We start from the raw sequence: 20,528 nt of genomic DNA on the forward strand, positions 1-20,528 counted from the left end.
GTTACGTTAATTCCCGATTATGATATTGAGCCCGTTACCCGGGATATTCAGGGTAGCGCCCTGTGCGATGTCCCGGGGTTCTCCGAATGGAGTATACAGCGTGGCCTGCTTTATATCCTTATCCTCAAATTCCCAGGTGTATTGGATAGCATGGGGAGAATCATTGGCTACGATGACCGCCTTTCGGCCGGTTTTTGTATCGCTCCATACCTTGTAGTGCAGATTGGATGCGGATTTGGAGTCGATTCCCTTCACCGCAGCGCCCAGATTGTCCTCATATTTCCCCAGGAAAATGATATCGGCAAATTTTTTCCGGATACGCTCTACTGCCCCGATATATTTTGCCAGGTCCCGGTACAGGGGCTGGTCCAGGGATCCCTGATATTCTTCAGGCTCCACGCACAGCACGGCGCCGGTCATGACGGCCGCATTCACCCCGTTGAAATCCCGGGGGGTAGGGATATGCTGACAGGCTGTCCACTCCGGAAAGACATAATGCAGCGGAGAGATACCGGCAAAGCCGGCCGAGTTGCGGTATCCGATATCAATATAAGGGATCAGCCTGTCGAGCCCGAACTCGGAGGCCAGACAAAAGTCGGGGTTTACGGCCCTGCATTTTTCCAGCAGGCGGCTTATGCCTTGTACAAGTCCTTCACATAAGGCCACATCAGGCTTTGCTTTGTTGAGCGGGTTGAAGTCCAGCCCGTAACCCGCTACGACCTTATCGATCTGGAATCCCTGCGCGCCATCTTTGACCAGCTGGACCAGGTATTGCTCCAGGATATGCTGCAGTTCCGGAACTACCGATGCCCGGGCATGGTGCCGGCTGCTCAGGCCCTTGCGGGCCAATAGGGTGCTTTCTCCCCAGGCGCCAAACCAGGATGCGTTTCCGAACTGGTCCTGCGCCAGGTATTTGTGCAGCTCTTTTCTGTACCAGTCGGTATTCTGATCCAGGATATTGTAATTGACGAAGACGAGGCAATGGTCGCCCCTTTCTTTAATGGAACTCAAGAGGGTCTTGAACCCTTCTGCCCCCCCGATCTTTTTCTCAGGGATGTAGATCGGGTAATCTCTTTCCAGACCTCCGCTGTCCCATCCTATAAGCTCATAACAGCCTATTCCCCATTTTTTGGCGTCCCGGGTCCATTGATCATAGCCCTTATAATCTGTTACCACTTTGTCCTCCGGCTGATAGATGATGGAAGTGAACCAGGAGCTTTCTTTCCTCAGCCAGCTTTTTGATTTATCAAACGGGAAATGGGCCATGAACCATTTCCGGTAAGATTGTGATCCGCTGTGCCAGTCGCCTTTGTGCACGCTGATCACAAATTTTCCGGTGTTGAAGGCTTCCCCGGAATGTATAAAAGGATAGAAAACATGGGAGAAAACCATGCCTACCGGCTGACCGGCAGCCTGGCTGTCGGAAAGCCATGCGCCCTCTCTCTCCCCGGAAATATCCGGCATAAGATAGGTATGCCAGGTGGTGTAACGGCAAATGGTATCCTGGTAACCCATATAAAGACCCACATCCCTGTCTTTGTCATAGATATCCCACCAGGGCATGCACATGCCGCCGGGGTAGTCTGTCGACCACTCTGCCGCTTCGGAGCCAAGGCCTTTTCTCCCGGGGTAATTGTCGAACAGGCTGATATTGTTTGCGCAGTCCGCGGCATATCCCGGGACGGCGAGCTTGGCCTGCCGGTCTCCGAATGATTTCCATCCGCCGATGCGGGGAAACCAGAATTCGGAGACGGGGTCTCCGGCCTTATTGACGAGCTTTGCTTCAAAAGAAGCCTCATCCCCGTTGAGACGGATCCAATAAGTAAGCTCGATAGGGTAGGAGCCCTCCGGAGAGCTCATGCCTGCATAAATAACCTTGATCGCATTATTTTCCCGGACGACCGACTTTGCATGTTGCTGCATGCCGTCTATGTAGTTGGACAAATTATCCTTCGACTGAAGGCCTATCCTGAAATTGGCCATGAGGCGTTTTTCACTAACCAGGTCGGCATTGTTTTGCTTTACCAGAAAAGAGGACAAAGCGCCGGTGGACTTATCTACCGCTATCCTGAAAGCCTGGTTTTCCAGTATGACCTCGGACTGGGCATGAAGGAGGGCCGTGTTGCTCAATAGGGAGCACCACAACAGCATGCTCCGCAAAATCTTTTTCTGCATGTCTTTATCTTTTTAGCTATGGTATTTTTTGGGTTACGGATTGGGCTGGTCGAATGTCAGCGCAGAAATGACCGCTGTGCCCTGATCTTGCCGGTTGGTCAGTCTTATCCTGATGCTTCCGGAAAACCGGTAAAGCAGCCACCTGCTGGTTTTAAAGTCGTCCACTACCTGCCGTGGGGCGACAGGATTTCCCTTCAGATCGCTTATCTCGATCTGCTGGCTCCGGCCTTTTTTGTCAAAATCATAAAGATAAACGCCCAGGCTGTGCTGCCGGCTATCGTTTACGTAAAGGGTGATGGAGCCGGTATCCTTCGTTTCCAGTCCGCCTACAGAAACGAATGAGCCCGGATGGTTCTCAAAATTCCCGTACTCCACGCCCGAGATATAATCGGGAAGCGCCCGGGCGTTCCGCTCAAATGAAAAATTAAAAGCAAGAAAACCTTCTGATCCGTATTTCCAGAACCAGTTTTCCCTGGTGGACGTATCTGTCTGAAGAAATTGGGCCGTGGCATGCAGGGGCAGCGCAGCGGTCTTTATGCTCACTGTTTGGGAACGATCCTGTTCCGGTTCGGGCCCTGCGGCGATCCGGTAATAATAACGGGTCTCCGGAAGTACGCGCTTATCGGTAAAGTTATAAGTATTGCTGGAGCCTACCGGTTCAGGATCGGAGAAATCCGGATTTGAGCTCCTGAATATCCGGAAGTAACGGCCCGGGAGGCCGGGCTGGTCCGTTTCCCAGGAAAGCCGGACCCCGTAATCTTTTCCGGAGGCAACGCGCAGATTCTTGATGACAGGATTCCCGGCCGCCGGCATATCGCCGGAATAGGAATATATCCAGTAGTAAAATGCGTTGATATCGGCGCCGCTTCCGTCGCCTTTCAGGTATTCGATCCTGATGCGCACCGCATGTTTTCCGCGGGTATAGGAAGCCGGTATCTCGAAATCGGTATCATACCAGCCCTGATAATAGGGGGCTGAGGACAAGGTGCAGATATCCCAGGGCCGCTCCGTTACCTTGACGCCGTCTACATACACATTGGCGCGCTGGATCCCGTTACCGGAGCGGTAGATACGTCTGCGGATCCTGATACCCTTATTGTCGGGGGAAATGCGGGCGACGAATTCGCCGGACCCGTTATAGCCGTAACCGTCGTCCCTGACCCGGTCATATTCGTAGTTGCGCTCATAGCCGTCATACCCGCTGAGCTTTGTGTCTTCCCATGTTTTACCGGATATCTTATAATCGTGCGCCGCTTCTGATTTCGGATCGCCGATATCCAGCGCATCGGTAAGCACCAGATCCCCCGGCAGGGCTGATTTATAATAATATACCACGGCGTCCACCTGACCGCCGTAATCATGTCCTCCTACATAGGAATATTCGTAGTTTATCTTTATATCGTGATTAAAGATATAGGCGTCGTTGAGGTATAGCCGGTAAGCCCCCTGGTATCCGTTGATGAGCCCGCCCCAGAGCGGTTTCTGATAAGCGTCGCCTCCCCAGCCCTGGTTATGGTCGTCTTCCGTTCCGTCGCCGTGGATCTGAGCGGTATGGCTGCCGTCAATATAGGTGAATTCGTCTCCGTCCATGGCATAGTTATTTGAATAAAAGGACAGACCTACTACATGACCGCTGCCGTTTTCGCGGAAGACAGTGGCGAATGTGCCCTTTCCGGTATCCTGTGCAATCGTGCGTTTGGCATAAAAGTAGCCGGCGCTTTCCCTGGGATACCGACGCGCACCTGCGGGCTTGTATGCGATATTCAGCTGCAGGGAGTCTATGTTGGTCTGGCTGTCGTTCCACAACTCGATCCGGGCCGATTCCCAGTAAGGCATCGGCCAGTAAGAATAGAAAGTATGCGCCTGACCGTTATAACCGTACAGGAGGGTTTTCAGCGTTCTGGTATGTATATCCTCACAGTTTTTGTAAGTCTCTCCGCCGCTCCCGAAAAAGCTGGACAGGGGCAGGTCCACAGCTGCGGTCTTTGCATTGTCCCAATATATACGCAGATGGGTATGGTAAAACAGGTCGCGGTTGTAGGGGTGCAGGTAGAGATGGATCCCGGCAATAGCGCCTTCGCCTTTGATCTCCGCCATCGTCGCGTGTTCGCCGGCTCGTATTTTGACGGTTTTTGTCAGGTTGATATTTCCATCTTCGGACTTGGGATCGGCACCGGTATTTTCCCATTGCCGGATCACTTCGTCCGGGGCCTTCGCGGAGGTCTTTGACCAGCTCTGTACGTCAGTATCCTTTGCATAGGTCAGGTAGGTATACTGGTACCAGGAGGCCGGATAAAAGCTGCCGTCTTTGCTCAGCCGGTTGAGGTCGTAGGTGGTGGTGATCTTCAGCCGCTTCCTGAAGGGCAGCGGATAGTAGAGGTTCCCAAACCGGAAGCTGCTGTCCAGAAATGAAAAGGGAGCTGTGAAGGGGGATATCTTACCTCCGAAAAAATCATTGATGGGAACGTCGATACGGGGTGAGGACTCATCATCGAAGTAATACTTGATATGGGTCTTGCCGGGGTCTTTAAAGCGGCCGATCCACCATATGTTGTATTGCTGGCGGTAAAGACAGCCTGGTCCGGAGGCATCGAAGATCACATACTCTCCGTTGCTGTCAATGTACTTTGTATAGGACTTGGTAAAATTGCCGTCGTTGTTGCCGCCGCTGGGATCGTGCGAGCTGAACTGTCTGGTTTCGGTACCTTCTTTATGTATAAAAGGAAGCCCTGCAATATCCTGCATGCCGGGCAGGCCCGGCGTGAAATGTTCCTTTTCCATCCGGGTAGTCTCCTGGCCGGACGCGGCGCCGGGGATAAGCTGCACAGCGCATAACACTGGAATGACTGCGCGGATCAGACGGTTTATCGTCAGTGATAAAGCAAAAGATATCCTTGGTTTTTTCATAATCTGACAGATTGGTTTTCATGTGGCCTTATGGAAGTCCGGGGCGGGAATGCTGTTAATACCCCGGGTTCTGAATCAGTTTTGTGTTCTTGTTCATCTCGTCTCTCATGATGGGAAAGAAATAATCCTTGTTTTCCCATATCCGGAGATCTCCGGGAGTTTCTATCACCTTGTAAACGGGCTTCCCCCAGGTAGAGCCATCGCTCCTGCGGTAGGTCGAAGCGTTTTGATCGGTCGTGTACCGGATATCTATGGCATGCGTCTGATGAATGACCTCCTTTCCGATAAGCCACCGCCTGATATCCCAGAACCGGAAATTCTCAAATGCCAGCTCAATACGCCGCTCGTGCCGGCACGCCTGGAGCAATGCGTTCCCCGTCAGCGTACCGGGGAGGTCGGGCAGTCCGGCCCGGTGGCGGATCATGTCGATATAGGTACGGGCTTCGGCATATTCTCCCAATTCGGTGCAGGCTTCGGCATAGTTCAGCAGGACCTCTGCATAGCGGAACTGTCTGAAAGGGATGTCCTGACGCACAAATTCAGCTTCTACGGTAGTATCCGTCATTTTCCGGTTATAATATCCCGTATACCCTCCGTTGGCCGTGTTCACGGGGCCATCCCGGGTGTCAATGCCGGCCACGAGCAGCTTTCCGCTGGTATGATATACCTTTCCCACCTGTATCTTATCGAAGGGATCTATCGTCTGATAGCCGGAAGGGCGTTTCCTGTATTGTTTTCCTTCATAAAGCACGGTCGCATAAAAGCGGGGTTCCCGGTTTTCATAAGGATTTTCCTTCTCTGCGGGATTGGTCCAGGAAAACTTGCTCCCGTCGCTCATTTCATAATCATCCACCAGTTCCTGGAGCGGAGTCTGATTGCCCCAGCAATTGTAGCCGTTCGGATCACTGACCACCCCGGCTACATAGCCGGCTCCGCCATAGGTCGGTGTGAAATACTGTAACAGGATGTCCTCTTCGTTTCCGCCGTAGGAGGAGAAATAATCTATAAAATTCTGGGCCACATAATCCGTAGGGGCAGGGTCTTTTTTATACAGGTCGTATAGGCCGAGGTCAATGACTGCCTTGGCGGCATCCTTGGCCGCTTTCCACCGGTCTGCCGCATTGCCCTGGGTATAGCCCAATAGTTCAGGATGCGGATATCCGTCGGATACAATGCCGTTCTTTTCCGAATTATGCAGATCGCTTGCCGCGTATAATAGTACCCTCGATTTGAGCGCCAAAGCAGCTCCTTTGGTGGCATGTCCCTGCAGGTCGGCCGGATTTTGCAACGGCAGATAGGCAGCTGCCGAATCCAGCTGGCCGGTGATGAAATCAATACATTCCTGATACGTATTCCGCGCAACAGTAAAGCTGTCGCTCAGGGTATAGGCCTTTGTAATGATCGGAACCCCTCCGTATAAGGCAGTCAGCAAATGATAGGTCAGGGCCCGGTTGAAGTAAACTTCTCCTTTTAGCCTTTCTACCAGGGCCTTATCTGCATCTGTGGTAGCCTGTACAGAACCGATCTTGGAAAAGAAGATATTTTCCCTTCTTACATTGGCATACAGCGGTTGCCACCGTAAGGGCAGCGTGGCTTCCGGTCCGAACCCGCTTTCCCATTCCTGCAGCCCGTCCGGGCTCATCAGGGATTTGTTAAAATTATAGGTGGTGGACCAGGTGCTGCGCGATTCATCCGAGAAGTCGCTTAGCTGGCGGTCGGCATAGGGCATGCCGAAATTTGCTGAATACATGCTGCTTACGAATGGCTCGATCAGGGCGGGATCGGACCATACGGCATCTTCAGAATACTCGCTGGAGGGAGCTACCTCCAGAAAATTGTTGTTACATGACAGTATAGTGGAAAGAAACAGTAGTGCTATTATCCTGTTCAGAATGATCCTTTTCATCGGAATTAAATTTAAAAGGTTAAGGTCAGACCCATATTGATCACCCGCTGAAGCGGATAGGAGTAATTGTTCAATGCTTCGGGGTCCATTAGTTTTTTCCTGGTGAGATCCGATATCGTGAACGGATTGAGAGAGTTGATGTAGATCCTGAGCCCTTCAATATTGATCTTGCTGTTGATCTTTTCCGGGAGACTGTATCCCAGCTCTATGTTTTTCAGGCGTATATAATCGGATGGGTAGAGCCAATAGGTATTGGGCTGGACATCCCAGTAGGGATCCTTATAATCCCATGCCCTGGCATAGGTGCTGCTCGGATGTTCGGGCGTCCAGCGGTTGTCTGCCCAGAGCTTGTAATAATTTCCGGTTTCTCCTCCTTCTATGGTAATATATTTCTGAGATCCGGCCGCTCCCTGAACAAGCAGGGAGAGATCAAATTGTTTGTATTGCAGGCTGACGTTAAAGCTTCCGGTAAAGGTGGGCAGATCATTTTTGGTGTCTCTTACCATGTCCAGTCCGTCAATCTTGCCATCGTTATTTACATCCTTGAAAATGACGTCGCCCGGGCGGGCTCCGCTCCAGTGCGGATACTTGTCCACTTCCGCCTGATCCTTGAATACGCCCATTGACACATAGTACAATGCACTTCCCATCGGACGTCCGGTTGATTTCTGGTATTCCGGCACGCCGGGCGTCTCGTCCCAGAAGAGGATCTTGTTTTTGACCTTGCTGCCGCTTGCGGAAATATCGTATTTAAAGTCGCCGGCCTGGTTCATATACCGTACGGTAGCCTCCCAGCCGCGGTTGCTGACCTTGCCGATATTCTCAGGCGGCAGGGTTAAACCGGTGGAAGTGGGTACGGAGGCATTCCTTTGCCAGAGGATCTGGGAACGGATATTGTAGAAGTAATCAAGGTTCACTATTACCTTGTTGTCCAGCAGCGCGGCGTCAATGCCGACACCCGACTGGTTGGCCACTTCCCAGGTTACATTCGGGTTAGGAATTCTCAATTCGTTCAACATGGGCGCTATGTCGTTTACATTGTATACATAGTTCCCGCTGAATCCATAGGTAGAAAGATATTGAAAAGGAACAATACGGTCATTGCCGGTCTGTCCCCAGGAGGCGCGGAGCTTCAGGTCATTTATGACCTTTATATTATCTTTCCAGAATTTTTCTTCAGAGATACGCCACCCTCCGGATACACCGGGGAAAAAGCCGAATCTTTTGTCTTTTGGGAAGATATAGGATCCGTCGTCCCTCCAGACAAATTCGAGAAGGTACTTATGGCTGTAATCGTAGTTTACCCGGCCGAAATAGGTCAGCCTTGCCACATCACTTGCGTTACCGGTATTGGTCATATACTGGTCTGCGGCCCCGGCAAACAATTCGTCGATAGCCGCTGAAATAAAATTCTGACGATGCGCACTGAAGTTGCCGGTTTCGCCGGTTTGTCTTTCCACCCCGGCCATAAACTTTACATTATGCCGTTGTCCGATGGTGTGTTCGTATGTGGCATATGAGTTCAGCGTGATTTGTTGGCCGTCGCTCAGGGACTGTGTCAGATCGGGGGCTTCCAATCCCACTTTTCCGGGGACTGTTTTGTGATCCGGGTTCCCGTCCCAGGTGTAGAGATACCAGGGCTTTTGAAATATTTTTTGATTTCGAATTGTCTTATCAACCGCAATATTCCCCTGAATAGACAGCCCTTCAACCCAGGGAATAATGATATTTATCTTCCCGTTCGTCTGCAGCCTGTACCATTTATCCAGGTTATATCCTGTAGCCTTCGTACTGGTAACAGCGGGCTGATCGCCGAATTCCAGATGGCTTGGTCCGGGCGTTCCGTTCGGCCAATATGCCGATGAATTAGGTTTGCCGCGAAAGATGCTGCGGAAGATACTTCCTACGCCTTTGACAGCATAGTCCCTGTTTTCCTGGCTGCCTGCAAAATCTAATGAGACGGAGATGTCTTTGGATATTTTTCCATCAATATTGCTTCTGAAGTTATATTCGGAATACTTTGTGCCGCTGTTCTTATAGACGCCATCCTGGTTGTGCACGCCCAGAGAAAGGAAATATTTTATATTCTCTGTGCCTCCGGAAATAGAGACGTTCTCATAATTTTGGCTGGACCAGGGCTTGAATACAGCATCAAACCAGTCTGTATTGGGATGTCCCCAGGGGTCGGAACCGTCTTTATAAGCCTGTATATCGTCTTTTGAATAAACCTGATAGCGGCCCAGGCTTTCGTTTCTGTAGTAAGCAATTTCATTCAGCATGGTCACATATTGCCCGGCATTGGCCATTGCGGGAACGACAGTGGGCTGTTGAAAGCCTGCATTCAGATTGACCGAAATCTGGGGCTTGCCCAGTTTTCCCCTTTTAGTAGTCACCAAGATGACGCCATTTGCAGCCCGGGCGCCATAGATGGCTGCTGAAGCATCTTTTAAAACGGTGATGCTTTCAATGTCAGCGGGGTTAATGCGGGAAAAGTCACGGTTGGGGATTCCGTCTACAACGATCAGGGGGGTATTGTCTCCCAATGTATTGGAGCCGCGGATGAGAAGGGAGGTTTCGTCGCTCCCGGGTTCCCCGGAACGGGTAACGCCGCTCAGGCCCGGCAAGCGCCCTACCAGGCTGTTTGAGAGATTCGTTGCAGGAGATTGTCTGATGTTATCTCCTTCGGTAGAGACAACAGCTCCCGTCATGGTGGCCTTGCTCTGTGTGCCGTAACCCACCACTACTACCTGGCTTAAGCCGGTGGCAGAGGAGGACAGGGATATATTGATGACTGATCTTCCGCTTACCGGTATCTCTTTTTTATTATAACCCAGATAAGAAATGATGAGTACTGCGTTATCAGGCACGGATAGCTCAAACCTTCCGTGCTCATCAGAAGTTGCACCCGCCGTACCCTCTTTTACCTGTACGGTTACCCCGGACAGGGGTTTTCCGCTGGCTGAGTCCACGACCGTCCCCTGGATATTTACCGGCGGAAGAAGGTTTTTTTGTGCGGACGGCGGAGATTGGCCTCTTTCTTTGACGACGATGGTCTTCCCTATAATGGTATAGGTGAGGGGCTGGTTGCTGAACATCTCGTTCAGCGCCTTGGAAAGCGGAGTGTGATCGAACGCTACATTGATCAGTTTTGTCCTTTTCAGCATCGGACTGTTGTACAGAAAATCGTATCCGGTCTGCTTCCTGATCTCCCTGAAGATTTCTTCGAAGGACGCGTGTTTCCTGGAAAATGAGATGCTTTGTGCATATCCTGCAGCGCTTGTTTCCACGCATGCGACCAGTAATAACGCGATGGTAAGTTTCATAACCAACATTGTCTGAGGAAGAAGTCTCCCTTTTTGGGGTACAGGGAGGCCTGTAAAGATTAATTGCATAACTTTGTCAGGTTTGGGTTTAGGTTTAATCGTCTAAATGGTCCTGTCTGTAAGATAGGGTTGCCCAAACATCCGCCGGAAGCACCGCGAATGCTTCCGGTTTTTATTGTGGACCCTGCGTCTTACATGGTGATAATAGCGTGGTCAGATAGCATCCGGGAGATTTTCCCCGGAGAAAATCAATCTCGCTAATTATTCATAAAGTTGTTATAATATATGCAAGAGGGATATCAGTCCAGCACGATGATTGTTCTTCCCTCCACTTTAAAATGCACCGTCCCGGTCAACTCCAGCCTTTCGAGCAGGGCCGATACTTCGGCGTAGCGAGACATTACTCCGCTGAAGCGTTTCCCTTCAAGGTCTTTTGCCTGATACACGATCTCCACGTCATACCATCGCGCTACTTCCCGCAGTATGGTTTGAATATCCGTATTGTTAAAATAAAACAACCCGTTTTTCCAGGCCAGCGCACGATCTACATCGGCGGGCTTTACCTTTAACCTGCCCGTACGATTATTCAGGCTGGCCTGTTCGCCCGGCTTCAGCAGCCGGCTTTCTTTACCGGCTGAAACCCGGACAGCTCCCTCTGATAACGTAGTCCTGACCGCTCCTTCGTCCTCATAGGCATTCACGTTGAAATGCGTACCCAACACCTGTATCTTTGTGTGACCGGCTTCTACTATAAAAGGAGTATGTTCCTCCTGCGCTACTTCAAAATAGGCTTCTCCGCTCAGGGTTATCCGGCGGACATTGCCGGTGAATGCGGTGGGGTAAAGTAAAACGGTCCGGGCATTCAACCATACTTTTGTACCATCGGACAGCACAATCTTATATTCTCCGCCTTGAGGAGTGGTTATGGTATTGTAATATACCTGACCTGTAGCCGCCTCGCCGGATGCATTATGGTAAACCAGCTCGCCACTATCCTGCTTCCGGATGATTACGCCTCCTTGTTTTGCCAGCACTCCTGCGGATGAGTTACCCAGCGTTACCTGCTGTCCGTTGGAGAGGGTGAGCACGGCTTTGTGGCCGCCGGGTGATACGTTGTTTTCATATCTTCCGGTCTCTCTTTTCGCTAAGGCATTTTTATGCCCGGGCGCCCTTCTTGTCATCAGATAGCAGAAGACACCTGCTGCCAGCAGCATAAGCACGGCGGCGGCAATCCTCGCCGGCCGGACAAACAGTTTCCTCTCTTTTGCCTGCGACGCCTCATGGTTGTAAATATTTTCCCAAACCTGATTTTTTATCCGCTGTTTCAGCTCTTCCCTTTCTTCCCGGGTCAGGTCGTCCTCCGTACCGGGCTCGCCGTCAAACAGCGCATAATAGGTTTCGATGAATCTGCATTCCTTTTCGGTAGCCTTACTCCGCCTGTATTTATGCAGGATCCGGATAAATTGTTTCTTCGTCATGAGGGCTGATTACAGCAAGCCGTATAGGATAATGACAGCTGGGAACGGAAAACTCCCACGCGACCGGAAAAAATGTTCCGGAAAGATGATCACTGACCGGTGAAGGTGAGAATGATCAACAGGAAAAATAAATGGGAAAGATTGGCACGCAGGGTAGCGACAGCCCGGCCGAGCTGATTTTGGACGGTCTTGCGGGAAATCTGCAGGCAATCTGCAATTTCGGCTGTAGTAAGCCCTTCCTCATAATAATACCGGAATATGCTCTGCTGTCCGGCAGGCATGGCTTCTACAAGCGCATGATAGGCCTTCAGGAACTCATGCCGCAGCGCTTCCGCATCGGCCCTGTCTCCATAGAGATGCATATTACGGGCCAGGAGTTCTTCAAAAGGGATGTACCGCCGTTCTTTTTCGAACAGGTTCAGCACCCGGTTGCGTACGGAGACATGCAGATAGGCCGGAAGGTTATCTATACTCAGCTCATTCCGCTTTATCCATAGCCGGGTAAATATATCCTGCGTGATATCCTGTGCGCGGTCGCGGTCTTTTAGCCGCCGGAAGGCCTGATCATATACAGGCTCCCAGTATTTTTCATACAGCAGGTTAAACGACTGAATAGATCCTTCCCGCAGCTGCCGTAGCAGCAGATAGTCCTGGTCAGGGTAAAGAGGAGACATATGCATGAGTTTAGGACCAACCGGATGAGTTCAGAAACAATCTCAAGTAAAGACCAAGATAATCATTTTTGAATTATTCTCCGGTGTCCTGCCCGGATGTGTAACTACCGTACCGGGTCGCCGGCCCAGATGGCGCGGATCGTTTCCGCATCGCCGTATCCGTCGGGTATGGCGTTGCCGGGCGGGTTGGCATGATACCACCGTTTATGATCGAGGGGAGAAGTCATCACGCGGCTTCCCGGCATTTCCAGAAAGCCTGCAGGATCGGTTTTTCGTACCCAGCTCCAGGCATAATGCAGCCAGTAGCTGCGGTATTTTTTGGGTTGCTGCGCAAACCAGGTGATCTCATCGTATCCCCATATCCAGAGAAAACCGCCTTTGCTGGCATGGGCCTCGCCGGGGTGTTTGCTCACCCCATAGTTGTCAAACTCCACCAGGTAGGGAAGGTGGTCGCATTTCCAGCCGCTGTAGGTAAGTCCGCCTTTGCTCCGGTTATAGATGCCATCTGAAAATCCGGCTTGCAGGATGGCTTGCTGCGGGCTGTCCGGCGTTTCCTTTATCCTTAGCGGGAAGGCATGGAAATCCAGCAGCAGCTTCCCGTTGCGTATCAGTCCCCCGCCGGGCACATGAGCGTCGCAAAGCACCAAGTGCCGGCGGGCATGTTTCGCTGCATAAGCCCTTATCATGCGGAACACCTGCTCGTAATTATCCAGGTTGGGGTCATTTTGATCCATCAGTTCCACCTGTCCGAAGTGAATGGCTTCTATGCCCATATCGATATAGGATGCGGCCAGGAAATAAAACCAGAGCTTTGTTTCCTCCCGGCTTACATCCGGCACCGAAGCATCTTTTTTCCAATGATCTTTAAAGCGTCCGTCCGGGAAAAGCATATCGGCATAACGGAAGTTTCTTTTTTCCGCCGGCAGTCCGAAAGCCGTAAACACCCAGGAGGGAACGGGCACTTCATCGACGCGCGAGGTGACGATCTCGAAGATGCAGGCCTCCAGGATCATTTCGGGATCGGCGGCATGCGCCCGCGGGATCAGCTTCTTTTCCACTTCAAAATTGTGCAGCAGCTGGTCCTCGCCGGCCCATTGGCAGATGCTGCGCCCGATGAATTTGGCATGGATGTTTTTCAGCATGCGGAGGTTGTCCTCAAAATCGTCCTCGTCGGTCAGGAAGTCCTGCATGGTGATGGCGCGGGAAAGATAGTTTTCAAGCACGGGCCTTGATATGGTGCGGTCGAAAGTATATCCTGCGGGGGCGGCTGCTGTTCCGTCGGCAGAGACGGGTCTGCCGGAGGGGATCAGCGTAAAGCCAAACAGGAAAATACCGCCCAGTACGAGAAGAACGGTCATTGCCGTTTTTGAGGATGCCATCTTATTTATCGTTTTATTCCGACGAGACACAGCGGAAGCCCAGGTTTTCCAGTCCGCTGTCCGGGGAGGTTTTCATGCGGGAGGCTACACGGTAGCCCTTGCAGTACGAGGCATTGCACATAAAGGAGCCGCCGCGTATCGTTCTTTTGGGGATGGTGGGCTCCATCGGGTCATAGCTGGCGGCGGGACCGGTGGGATTGTCGGACACCTTGCCCGCTATGGTCTGGTAATAATTGGCATTGTACCAGTCCGCACACCACTCCCATACGTTACCGGCCATATCGTATAGTCCGTATCCGTTAGGGGCATAGGAAGCGGTACGGGCCAGGCCGGTGTGGCCGTCCCAGTCCGAATTGCGATCGGGAAAATGCCCCTGCCAGGTGTTGGCTTTGGGTTTGCCGGTTTCGATACCCTCGTTGCCCCAGGGATAGGACTTATCCTTCAGGCCGCCGCGGGCGGCCCATTCCCATTCCGCTTCCGTGGGAAGCCGCTTGCCGGCCCAGCGGGCATAAGCCTGTGCATCGTCCCAGGATACCTGCACCACGGGATAGTTATCCTTACCGTTGATATTGCTGTTCGGTCCCTCGGGGTGCCGCCAGTCTGCTCCTTTTACCCAGCGCCACCACTGTGCGGCATTGTCCAGCGGTACCGGATGGTCCGGGGGAGTAAACACCAGGGAGGCGGCGACCAGCAGGCTGTCCGGCGGTTTCGGCGTGCCGGGGGGCACCTGCTTTTTTATCTCTTCCCAGTCCGGCGCTTTTTCGGCGGTGGTAACATAACCGGTGGCTTTTACAAATTCCCGGAACTCGGCGTTGGTTACCTCGTGGGTGTCCATCCAGAAGCCGTTTACCTTTACGGTATGCGCAGGCGATTCATCCGGCCTTCCTTCCCCGTCCAGATCGCCCATGCGATAGGTGCCTTCGGGAATGAACTTCATCCCCTCGTGGCTGACCTTGCCTTTGGCGGGGATATGCGAAGCAGTATCTCCCGGGGCAGCGCCGAAACGTTCCGGCATATTGTTATGACAGGACAACATGGAATCAGCCGGAGGACTGTTCTGATGCGAAGCGGTCTGTCCGCAGGAGGCGAACAGGGCCACGGCCAGTATCATTGATGCAGTATTGGAGGTTGGCGAAAATTTCAGGCGCATTGCTGTGATCATTTATTATTCATGAAACAAAGCGTTCCGGATAGAGCCGGAAGGTCCAAAGTTAACATTAACTTCAAATGTAAAGCCCGTCTCCGCTGTTATTCTTTTCTAATTTAGCCGTTAAATTAGGAATAAATGGAAAAAGTAGTAATTTAAACCTCTGCAAAACCGGTCACTTGAACAATCCCCTGGACGAAATATTGATGAGCCGTCTCAAAGAAGGAGATGAGGAAGCCTTCCGGGATATTTATGAGCGTTACTGGGAGCGGTTGTATAAGCTGGGATATTATTATACAGGCTCCCGGGAAGAGTCCGAGGACATCGTCATGGACGTCTATCTTTCTCTTTGGAACAACCGGTACAAGGTTACGGTGGAGCGGCTGGATGCCTACCTGGTAAAGGCGGTCAAGAACAATGCGCTGAAATGTCTCATCCGCCGTCAGCGTCAGCGCGGCCAGCTTAACATGCCGGATCACAGCGGCCGGTTTCCGGTCATCGAAACGGATTCGCCGGAATATTGTCTCGAAGTTAAGGAGCTTGCCCTGCAGCTTCATCATGATGTGCAATCCCTTCCCGAAAAAACAAAGCGGATATTCCTGCTGCACCGCGAGGACGGCCTTACCTACGAAAAGATTGCCGCCCGGCTCAGCGTGTCGGTGAAAACCGTGGAATACCATATCTCAAAAGCGATCCGTACGCTGAACAAATACACGCTGCTGCTGGCGGTTTCTCTACTCTATCTTCCCCTGCATTGACCGGGTGCCTTTTCCGGTACAGGCGGAAAAACTTTTATTTCCGAAGGATTTTTAGGGTATTTCGGTTTTCAGGGAACTTATCTGTACCGGCTGGGCTTAGCTAACTTTAAAACCGGACATAACCTATGCAGATCAACAGGGCTTTGTTGCAACGATACAGCGCAGGCCGGTGTAATGAAGAAGAGAAAAAACGGGTGGAAGCCTGGCTGGAGGATGGCGAATGGCCCCTGCCGGAAGATGCGGAAAGGCTGCCTCCGGAGCTGAAGAATAAATTATGGGAAAGGATATACTCCGGTATCAAGGCAGCTGCACCGTCCACGCTGATCCGGAAGCACGGCCTGAAATGGCTGGGTATGGCGGCGGCCCTGCTGGTTGTAGCGGCTACGGTGGTCCTGGCTTATTTTATAAGACGGGCCGGGGTTGAGACCGGCCAGCCCCGGGTATATGCCACGGGGCCGGGAGAGCAGAAAAGGATCATGCTGTCCGACAGCTCGGTGGTGTTTCTGAATCCCGGATCGGTGCTGGAGGTAATGCAGCCTTTTCCCGCGGACCGGCGGGAGCTCATCCTGAAAGGAGGCGCTGCGTTCTTTGAAGTAGCCCGTGATGAACAACGTCCGTTTACCGTCATCAGCGGCGCCGTCCATACCACAGCGCTGGGCACTTCGTTTAAGGTAGTGAACCGGGCCAGACAGGATAAAATAGACGTGCTATTGTCCTATGGCAGGGTAAGGGTGGAGGATTATTCGGTGGCAAAGGGGAAGAAGGGCTTTCTGCTGGATCCCGGCGAGGAGATCACCTACGATAAGAACAGCGGGAATATGCGCAAGAAGATCGCTGCTCCCCAGCGGTTTGATTACCGGCACAACGTGTTGTATTTTAAAGATGCCGGTATCGGGGAGGTGGTGGAAAAGCTGGGCCGGTATTATCATGTCGATGTCCGGTATGAAACCCTGAAACAGGTGCGCTGGTCTGTGTCCGGGGAATTTGCGGGACAGCCTCTTGATATTGTCATGAAAGCCATCGCCTATTCCTGTAATATCAGCTATAGCATAAAAGGAGACAGCCTTATTCTGACCAGATAAATCATCAACCTTTTTAATGATAAAATAACGATGCAGCTTTTCAGTACAGCTTAAAAAAAGCCGGTAGCCTTACAGCTACCGGCAGCGTACCAGTAAGGTAGTGTTGGTAAAGTATGGGGATACGCGCCAGACACAACCTTGCCATTTTAAAGATGATAATCCTTAAAACTTTTCAAATTTATGAAAAAAAACTTTATCCATTATACGATAATGATGGGTGGTTATTCTATATTGATATTCAGCATTATCGTAGCCTCTACTTCTCTTTTATCAGCAAAAGACGGATTTGGACAGGAAAAGGATGCCAAAAAAATTTTCCTGACCCTTCAGGCAGAAGACAAACCGCTTGAGCAGATCTTCAAAACCATCGAGCAACAGACGAAATTTCATTTTTTTTATGACGCGGGCCGCTTCGATGTGCAACAGATGGTTTCGCTTTCCGGCCGCCGTGAATCGCTGCACGATATCCTGCTGCATCTTTCCGGTCAGACCGGACTGGAGTTCAAGCAGATCGATCATTATTTCTCAGTCCGTACGAAAACCGAGCCGCCCCGCCCTGTAATCGCCAGGCCCGCCTGGAGCAGCGCTATGCAGTTGCGGATGCCGGACCGGATCATTCCGTTTTCCGCTTCCGCCTTTTTTAGAGCGGACACGCTGATCCGGGGTACGGTCACCGATGAGGAAGGAACGCCGCTGACGGGTGTCACGATCCAGATAAAAGGCACGAACCGGGGTACCGTTTCGGATGTAGAAGGACATTTCTCCTTTAGCGTACCCCCCGGGGCCACCCTGGTCTGCTCTTATGTGGGGTATGAAAAGAAAGAGGTGTTCTCCGCGGGGAATGGCCCGCTGGTCATCCGCCTGTCTGCCAATACGAGCGGGCTGAACGAAGTGGTGGTGGTGGGTTATGGCACGCAGAAAAAAAGCGTGGTTACCGGCGCCATCTCAAGCATCAAGGCGGGCGACCTGGAAAACCAGCAGATCGGCCGTGTTGAGCAGGCCTTACAGGGTCGCTCCTCCGGGCTGACCATTGCCTCGAGTTCCGGTGCACCGGGTGCCGTCTCCACCGTGAGGATACGGGGCATCACTTCCCTGAACGAAGGCGCCAGCGATCCGCTTTATGTGGTAGACGGGGTCGTGGTGGGCACCGGCAATATCGATTACCTGAATCCCGCAGATATCGCCTCCATCGAGGTGCTGAAAGATGCGGCCTCCGCTGCCATATACGGCGCTCGTTCCGCTGCCGGTGTGATCCTGGTGACGACCAAGAAGGGTGGGCAAAACGGGATACATGTGCGCTACAGCGGCTATTTCGGGACCCAGTCGCCTGCGAAGCGGCTGAAGCTGCTCGATGCATCTCAATACGCCGGGATGATCAACGAGCAATCGGTAAACGGAGGAGGACAACCCAAGTTTGATAACCCTTCCTCGCTGGGAAAAGGCACCGACTGGCAAGACCTGGTGTTCAACAATAACGCATGGGTGCAAGACCACGAGGTGAGCATCAGCGGCGGCAGCGAGAAATCCACCTTTTATTCCTCCTTCGGCTATTTTGATCAGCAGGGCATCGTGGCGACGGCCATCTCCGAATTCAAACGGTACAATATCCGGCTCAACTCCTCGCACAAGATAACCAAGTGGCTCACCTTCGGGCAGACCCTGGGGTATTCCCACACCAAAAACCTGGGCGGGGTGAGCGGGAACACCGATTTCGGAGGGCCGCTCAGCAGCGCCATTATGCTGGATCCGATCACCCTGCCCGTGATCACCGATCCTGCGGAAGCCGATGCGCCGCCCTATGCCGACCAGGCGGTAGAGCGGGATGCTCATGGAAACCCTTACGGTATCTCCAAGGAGGTGGCCCAGCAGGTGACCAATCCCCTGGCCTATATACAGACGCGGAAAGGAAATTATAACTGGTCCGACGACATCGTGGGCAACGCTTACCTGGAAGCCTCACCGCTAAAGGGGTTAAAGCTGCGGTCCACCCTGGGAACCACGCTTTCCTACTGGGGCAGCGAGAACTTCACGCCGCTGTATTATCTGAACTCGAACCAGATGTCTACGCAGACTTCGTTTGCCCGGGACCGTGAGAAGTCGCTGAACTGGAACATAGAAAACACCATCTCCTATAACCATAAGGTCGGCGATCACGATTTTACCGTCCTCCTCGGGCAGGGCGCTTACCTGGATAACAACAGCAGCGGCCTCAGCGTTACCTATTTCAACATTCCGGCGACCAGCTTCAAAGAGGCCTCAATGAATTACAACATATCGGCAGATGATAAGACATCTGACGGGTATGAAGGCATCTGGCATACGGTCAGCTCGCTGTTCGGGCGGCTGAACTACGACTATGAGGGCAAATACCTGTTTACCGGCGTGATCCGCCGGGACGGCTCCTCCCGTTTCGGCCCCAGTCATAAATACGGCTACTTCCCCTCTGCATCGGTAGGCTGGGTGGCCACACAGGAAAATTTCTGGCCGGCAAAAAAAACAATCAATTTCCTGAAGCTTCGCGGCTCATATGGTGTCACCGGGAATGATCAGTTAGGCGGCGATTTCAGGTATCTTTCCACGGTTGGCGGCGGTAGGAACTATACGCTGGGTGATAATAACTACACTATCGGCTACAGCCCGGATGCCCCTGCCAATCCTGATCTGAAATGGGAGCAGACCAGCCAGCTCAACTTCGGTCTGGATGCGGTATTGTTCCGCAACTGGAACCTCACCTTCGATTGGTATACCAAAAAGACCACCGGCATTTTACAACCCGTAACCTTCCCCGGTTATGTCGGTTCCACCGGTAGTTACTTTGGCAATGTCGCCGATATGGAAAACCGGGGTATGGAGCTGGAGCTGGGCTATGAGCGGCGCTTCGGGGCGTTTAACCTGAACGTCAGGGGCAATATTTCGCATCTGAAAAATGAGGTGACCTACCTGGGCGAAGACAAGGACTTTCTGGAAGGGGATGCCACGCTGCAGAGCAGCACCTATGAGCTGAACCGTACCGCCCTCGGACATCCCATCGGCGCTTTCTTCGGATTTCAGACCGACGGTATCTTCCAGAACGAAAAAGAAATCGCCGACTATACCGGTCCGGACGGCAAGCCCATCCAACCCAAGGCCGTGCCGGGCGACTTTCGCTGGGTGGATGCCAACCATGACGGACAGATCACGGACGCCGACCGGGTCTTTATCGGCAATCCCATACCGGACTGGTCCTATGGCTTTACGCTGAATGCTTCCTGGAAAAATTTCGACCTGCTGGTGTTCGGACAGGGGGTGGCGGGAAACCAGATATTCCAGGGACTGCGGCGGCTGGATATCCCCACGGCCAACTGGCAGACCACGGTAGAGGACCGCTGGCACGGGGAAGGCACCTCCGATACCTATCCCCGGTTGAGTACAAAGGATGACAACAAGAATTTTGCTTACCCTTCGGACTTTCACCTGTCCAGCGGCAGCTATTTCCGGGTGAAGACCCTGCAGGTCGGGTACTCCCTGCCGGAGGCGCTGGTCCGGAAAGCCCATCTGCAACAGGTACGGATCTATCTCAGCAGCAACAACCTGTTCACCTTTACTCCTTATACCGGCTTTGATCCGGAGATCGGCGGCAGCAGCAATAATTATGGTATCGACAGGGGCATCTACCCGCAGTCGCGCTCCTTCCTGCTGGGATTGAACATTGGTTTCTGA

The 20,528-nt window shown here is 52.4% G+C and carries 11 protein-coding genes; 3 read left to right on the forward strand and 8 right to left on the reverse strand.

Going from position 1 to position 20,528, the window contains the following annotated elements:
* Window positions 1–6: 6 nt before the first annotated feature.
* The 8 genes from ABD851_RS05305 to ABD851_RS05340 form a co-directional block, all read right to left on the reverse strand.
* Window positions 7–2,175 (reverse strand): DUF6259 domain-containing protein, encoded by a 2,169-nt coding sequence (locus ABD851_RS05305; RefSeq protein ID WP_344976580.1) that lies wholly within the window; start codon window positions 2,173–2,175, stop codon window positions 7–9.
* A 33-nt stretch (window positions 2,176–2,208) separates the two neighbouring features.
* The gene (locus tag ABD851_RS05310) at window positions 2,209–5,082 is read right to left on the reverse strand and encodes a DUF2961 domain-containing protein (protein WP_344976583.1); all 2,874 of its coding nucleotides are present in this window, start codon (window positions 5,080–5,082) and stop codon (window positions 2,209–2,211) included.
* Between the two features lie 55 nt (window positions 5,083–5,137).
* A complete protein-coding gene (locus tag ABD851_RS05315) occupies window positions 5,138–6,988 on the reverse strand; it encodes a RagB/SusD family nutrient uptake outer membrane protein (RefSeq protein WP_344976586.1) in 1,851 nt (616 codons plus the stop codon).
* An 11-nt stretch (window positions 6,989–6,999) separates the two neighbouring features.
* A complete protein-coding gene (locus ABD851_RS05320; protein ID WP_344976589.1) occupies window positions 7,000–10,311 on the reverse strand; it encodes a TonB-dependent receptor in 3,312 nt (1,103 codons plus the stop codon).
* 299 nt (window positions 10,312–10,610) lie between these two features.
* Complete coding sequence (locus ABD851_RS05325) at window positions 10,611–11,789, reverse strand: FecR family protein (protein ID WP_344976592.1); 1,179 nt, start codon at window positions 11,787–11,789, stop codon at window positions 10,611–10,613.
* 89 nt (window positions 11,790–11,878) lie between these two features.
* A complete protein-coding gene (locus ABD851_RS05330) occupies window positions 11,879–12,463 on the reverse strand; it encodes an RNA polymerase sigma factor (RefSeq protein ID WP_344976595.1) in 585 nt (194 codons plus the stop codon).
* A 104-nt stretch (window positions 12,464–12,567) separates the two neighbouring features.
* Window positions 12,568–13,842: a hypothetical protein gene (locus ABD851_RS05335; RefSeq protein ID WP_344976598.1), complete on the reverse strand. Its 1,275-nt coding sequence runs from the start codon at window positions 13,840–13,842 to the stop codon at window positions 12,568–12,570.
* Between the two features lie 13 nt (window positions 13,843–13,855).
* Window positions 13,856–14,953 carry a formylglycine-generating enzyme family protein gene (locus ABD851_RS05340; protein ID WP_344976601.1) on the reverse strand — a complete coding sequence of 366 codons (1,098 nt, stop codon included), beginning with the start codon at window positions 14,951–14,953 and terminating at the stop codon, window positions 13,856–13,858.
* A gap of 215 nt (window positions 14,954–15,168) precedes the next feature.
* On the opposite strand from ABD851_RS05340, the gene ABD851_RS05345 reads away from it, so the two are divergent.
* The 3 genes from ABD851_RS05345 to ABD851_RS05355 all read left to right on the forward strand — a co-directional run bounded on the left by ABD851_RS05345 (window position 15,169) and on the right by ABD851_RS05355 (window position 20,528).
* Entirely contained in the window at window positions 15,169–15,747 is a 579-nt protein-coding gene (locus ABD851_RS05345) for an RNA polymerase sigma factor (protein ID WP_344976604.1), read from the forward strand.
* A gap of 125 nt (window positions 15,748–15,872) precedes the next feature.
* Window positions 15,873–16,829 carry a FecR family protein gene (locus ABD851_RS05350; RefSeq protein WP_344976607.1) on the forward strand — a complete coding sequence of 319 codons (957 nt, stop codon included), beginning with the start codon at window positions 15,873–15,875 and terminating at the stop codon, window positions 16,827–16,829.
* Window positions 16,830–17,009: 180 nt separating this feature from the next.
* Window positions 17,010–20,528 (forward strand): SusC/RagA family TonB-linked outer membrane protein, encoded by a 3,519-nt coding sequence (locus ABD851_RS05355; protein ID WP_344976610.1) that lies wholly within the window; start codon window positions 17,010–17,012, stop codon window positions 20,526–20,528.

This window comes from Compostibacter hankyongensis, from assembly GCF_039541075.1.
Taxonomy (GTDB): Bacteria; Bacteroidota; Bacteroidia; order Chitinophagales; family Chitinophagaceae; genus Compostibacter; species Compostibacter hankyongensis.

Coding starts and splice junctions, on each gene's coding strand:
- ABD851_RS05305 (WP_344976580.1), bottom strand. CDS start 2,175: ATGCAGAAAAAGATTTTGCGGAGCATGCTGTTGTGGTGCTCCCTATTG.
- ABD851_RS05310 (WP_344976583.1), bottom strand. CDS start 5,082: ATGAAAAAACCAAGGATATCTTTTGCTTTATCACTGACGATAAACCGT.
- ABD851_RS05315 (WP_344976586.1), bottom strand. CDS start 6,988: ATGAAAAGGATCATTCTGAACAGGATAATAGCACTACTGTTTCTTTCC.
- ABD851_RS05320 (WP_344976589.1), bottom strand. CDS start 10,311: ATGAAACTTACCATCGCGTTATTACTGGTCGCATGCGTGGAAACAAGC.
- ABD851_RS05325 (WP_344976592.1), bottom strand. CDS start 11,789: ATGACGAAGAAACAATTTATCCGGATCCTGCATAAATACAGGCGGAGT.
- ABD851_RS05330 (WP_344976595.1), bottom strand. CDS start 12,463: ATGTCTCCTCTTTACCCTGACCAGGACTATCTGCTGCTACGGCAGCTG.
- ABD851_RS05335 (WP_344976598.1), bottom strand. CDS start 13,842: ATGGCATCCTCAAAAACGGCAATGACCGTTCTTCTCGTACTGGGCGGT.
- ABD851_RS05340 (WP_344976601.1), bottom strand. CDS start 14,953: ATGATACTGGCCGTGGCCCTGTTCGCCTCCTGCGGACAGACCGCTTCG.
- ABD851_RS05350 (WP_344976607.1), top strand. CDS start 15,873: ATGCAGATCAACAGGGCTTTGTTGCAACGATACAGCGCAGGCCGGTGT.
- ABD851_RS05355 (WP_344976610.1), top strand. CDS start 17,010: ATGAAAAAAAACTTTATCCATTATACGATAATGATGGGTGGTTATTCT.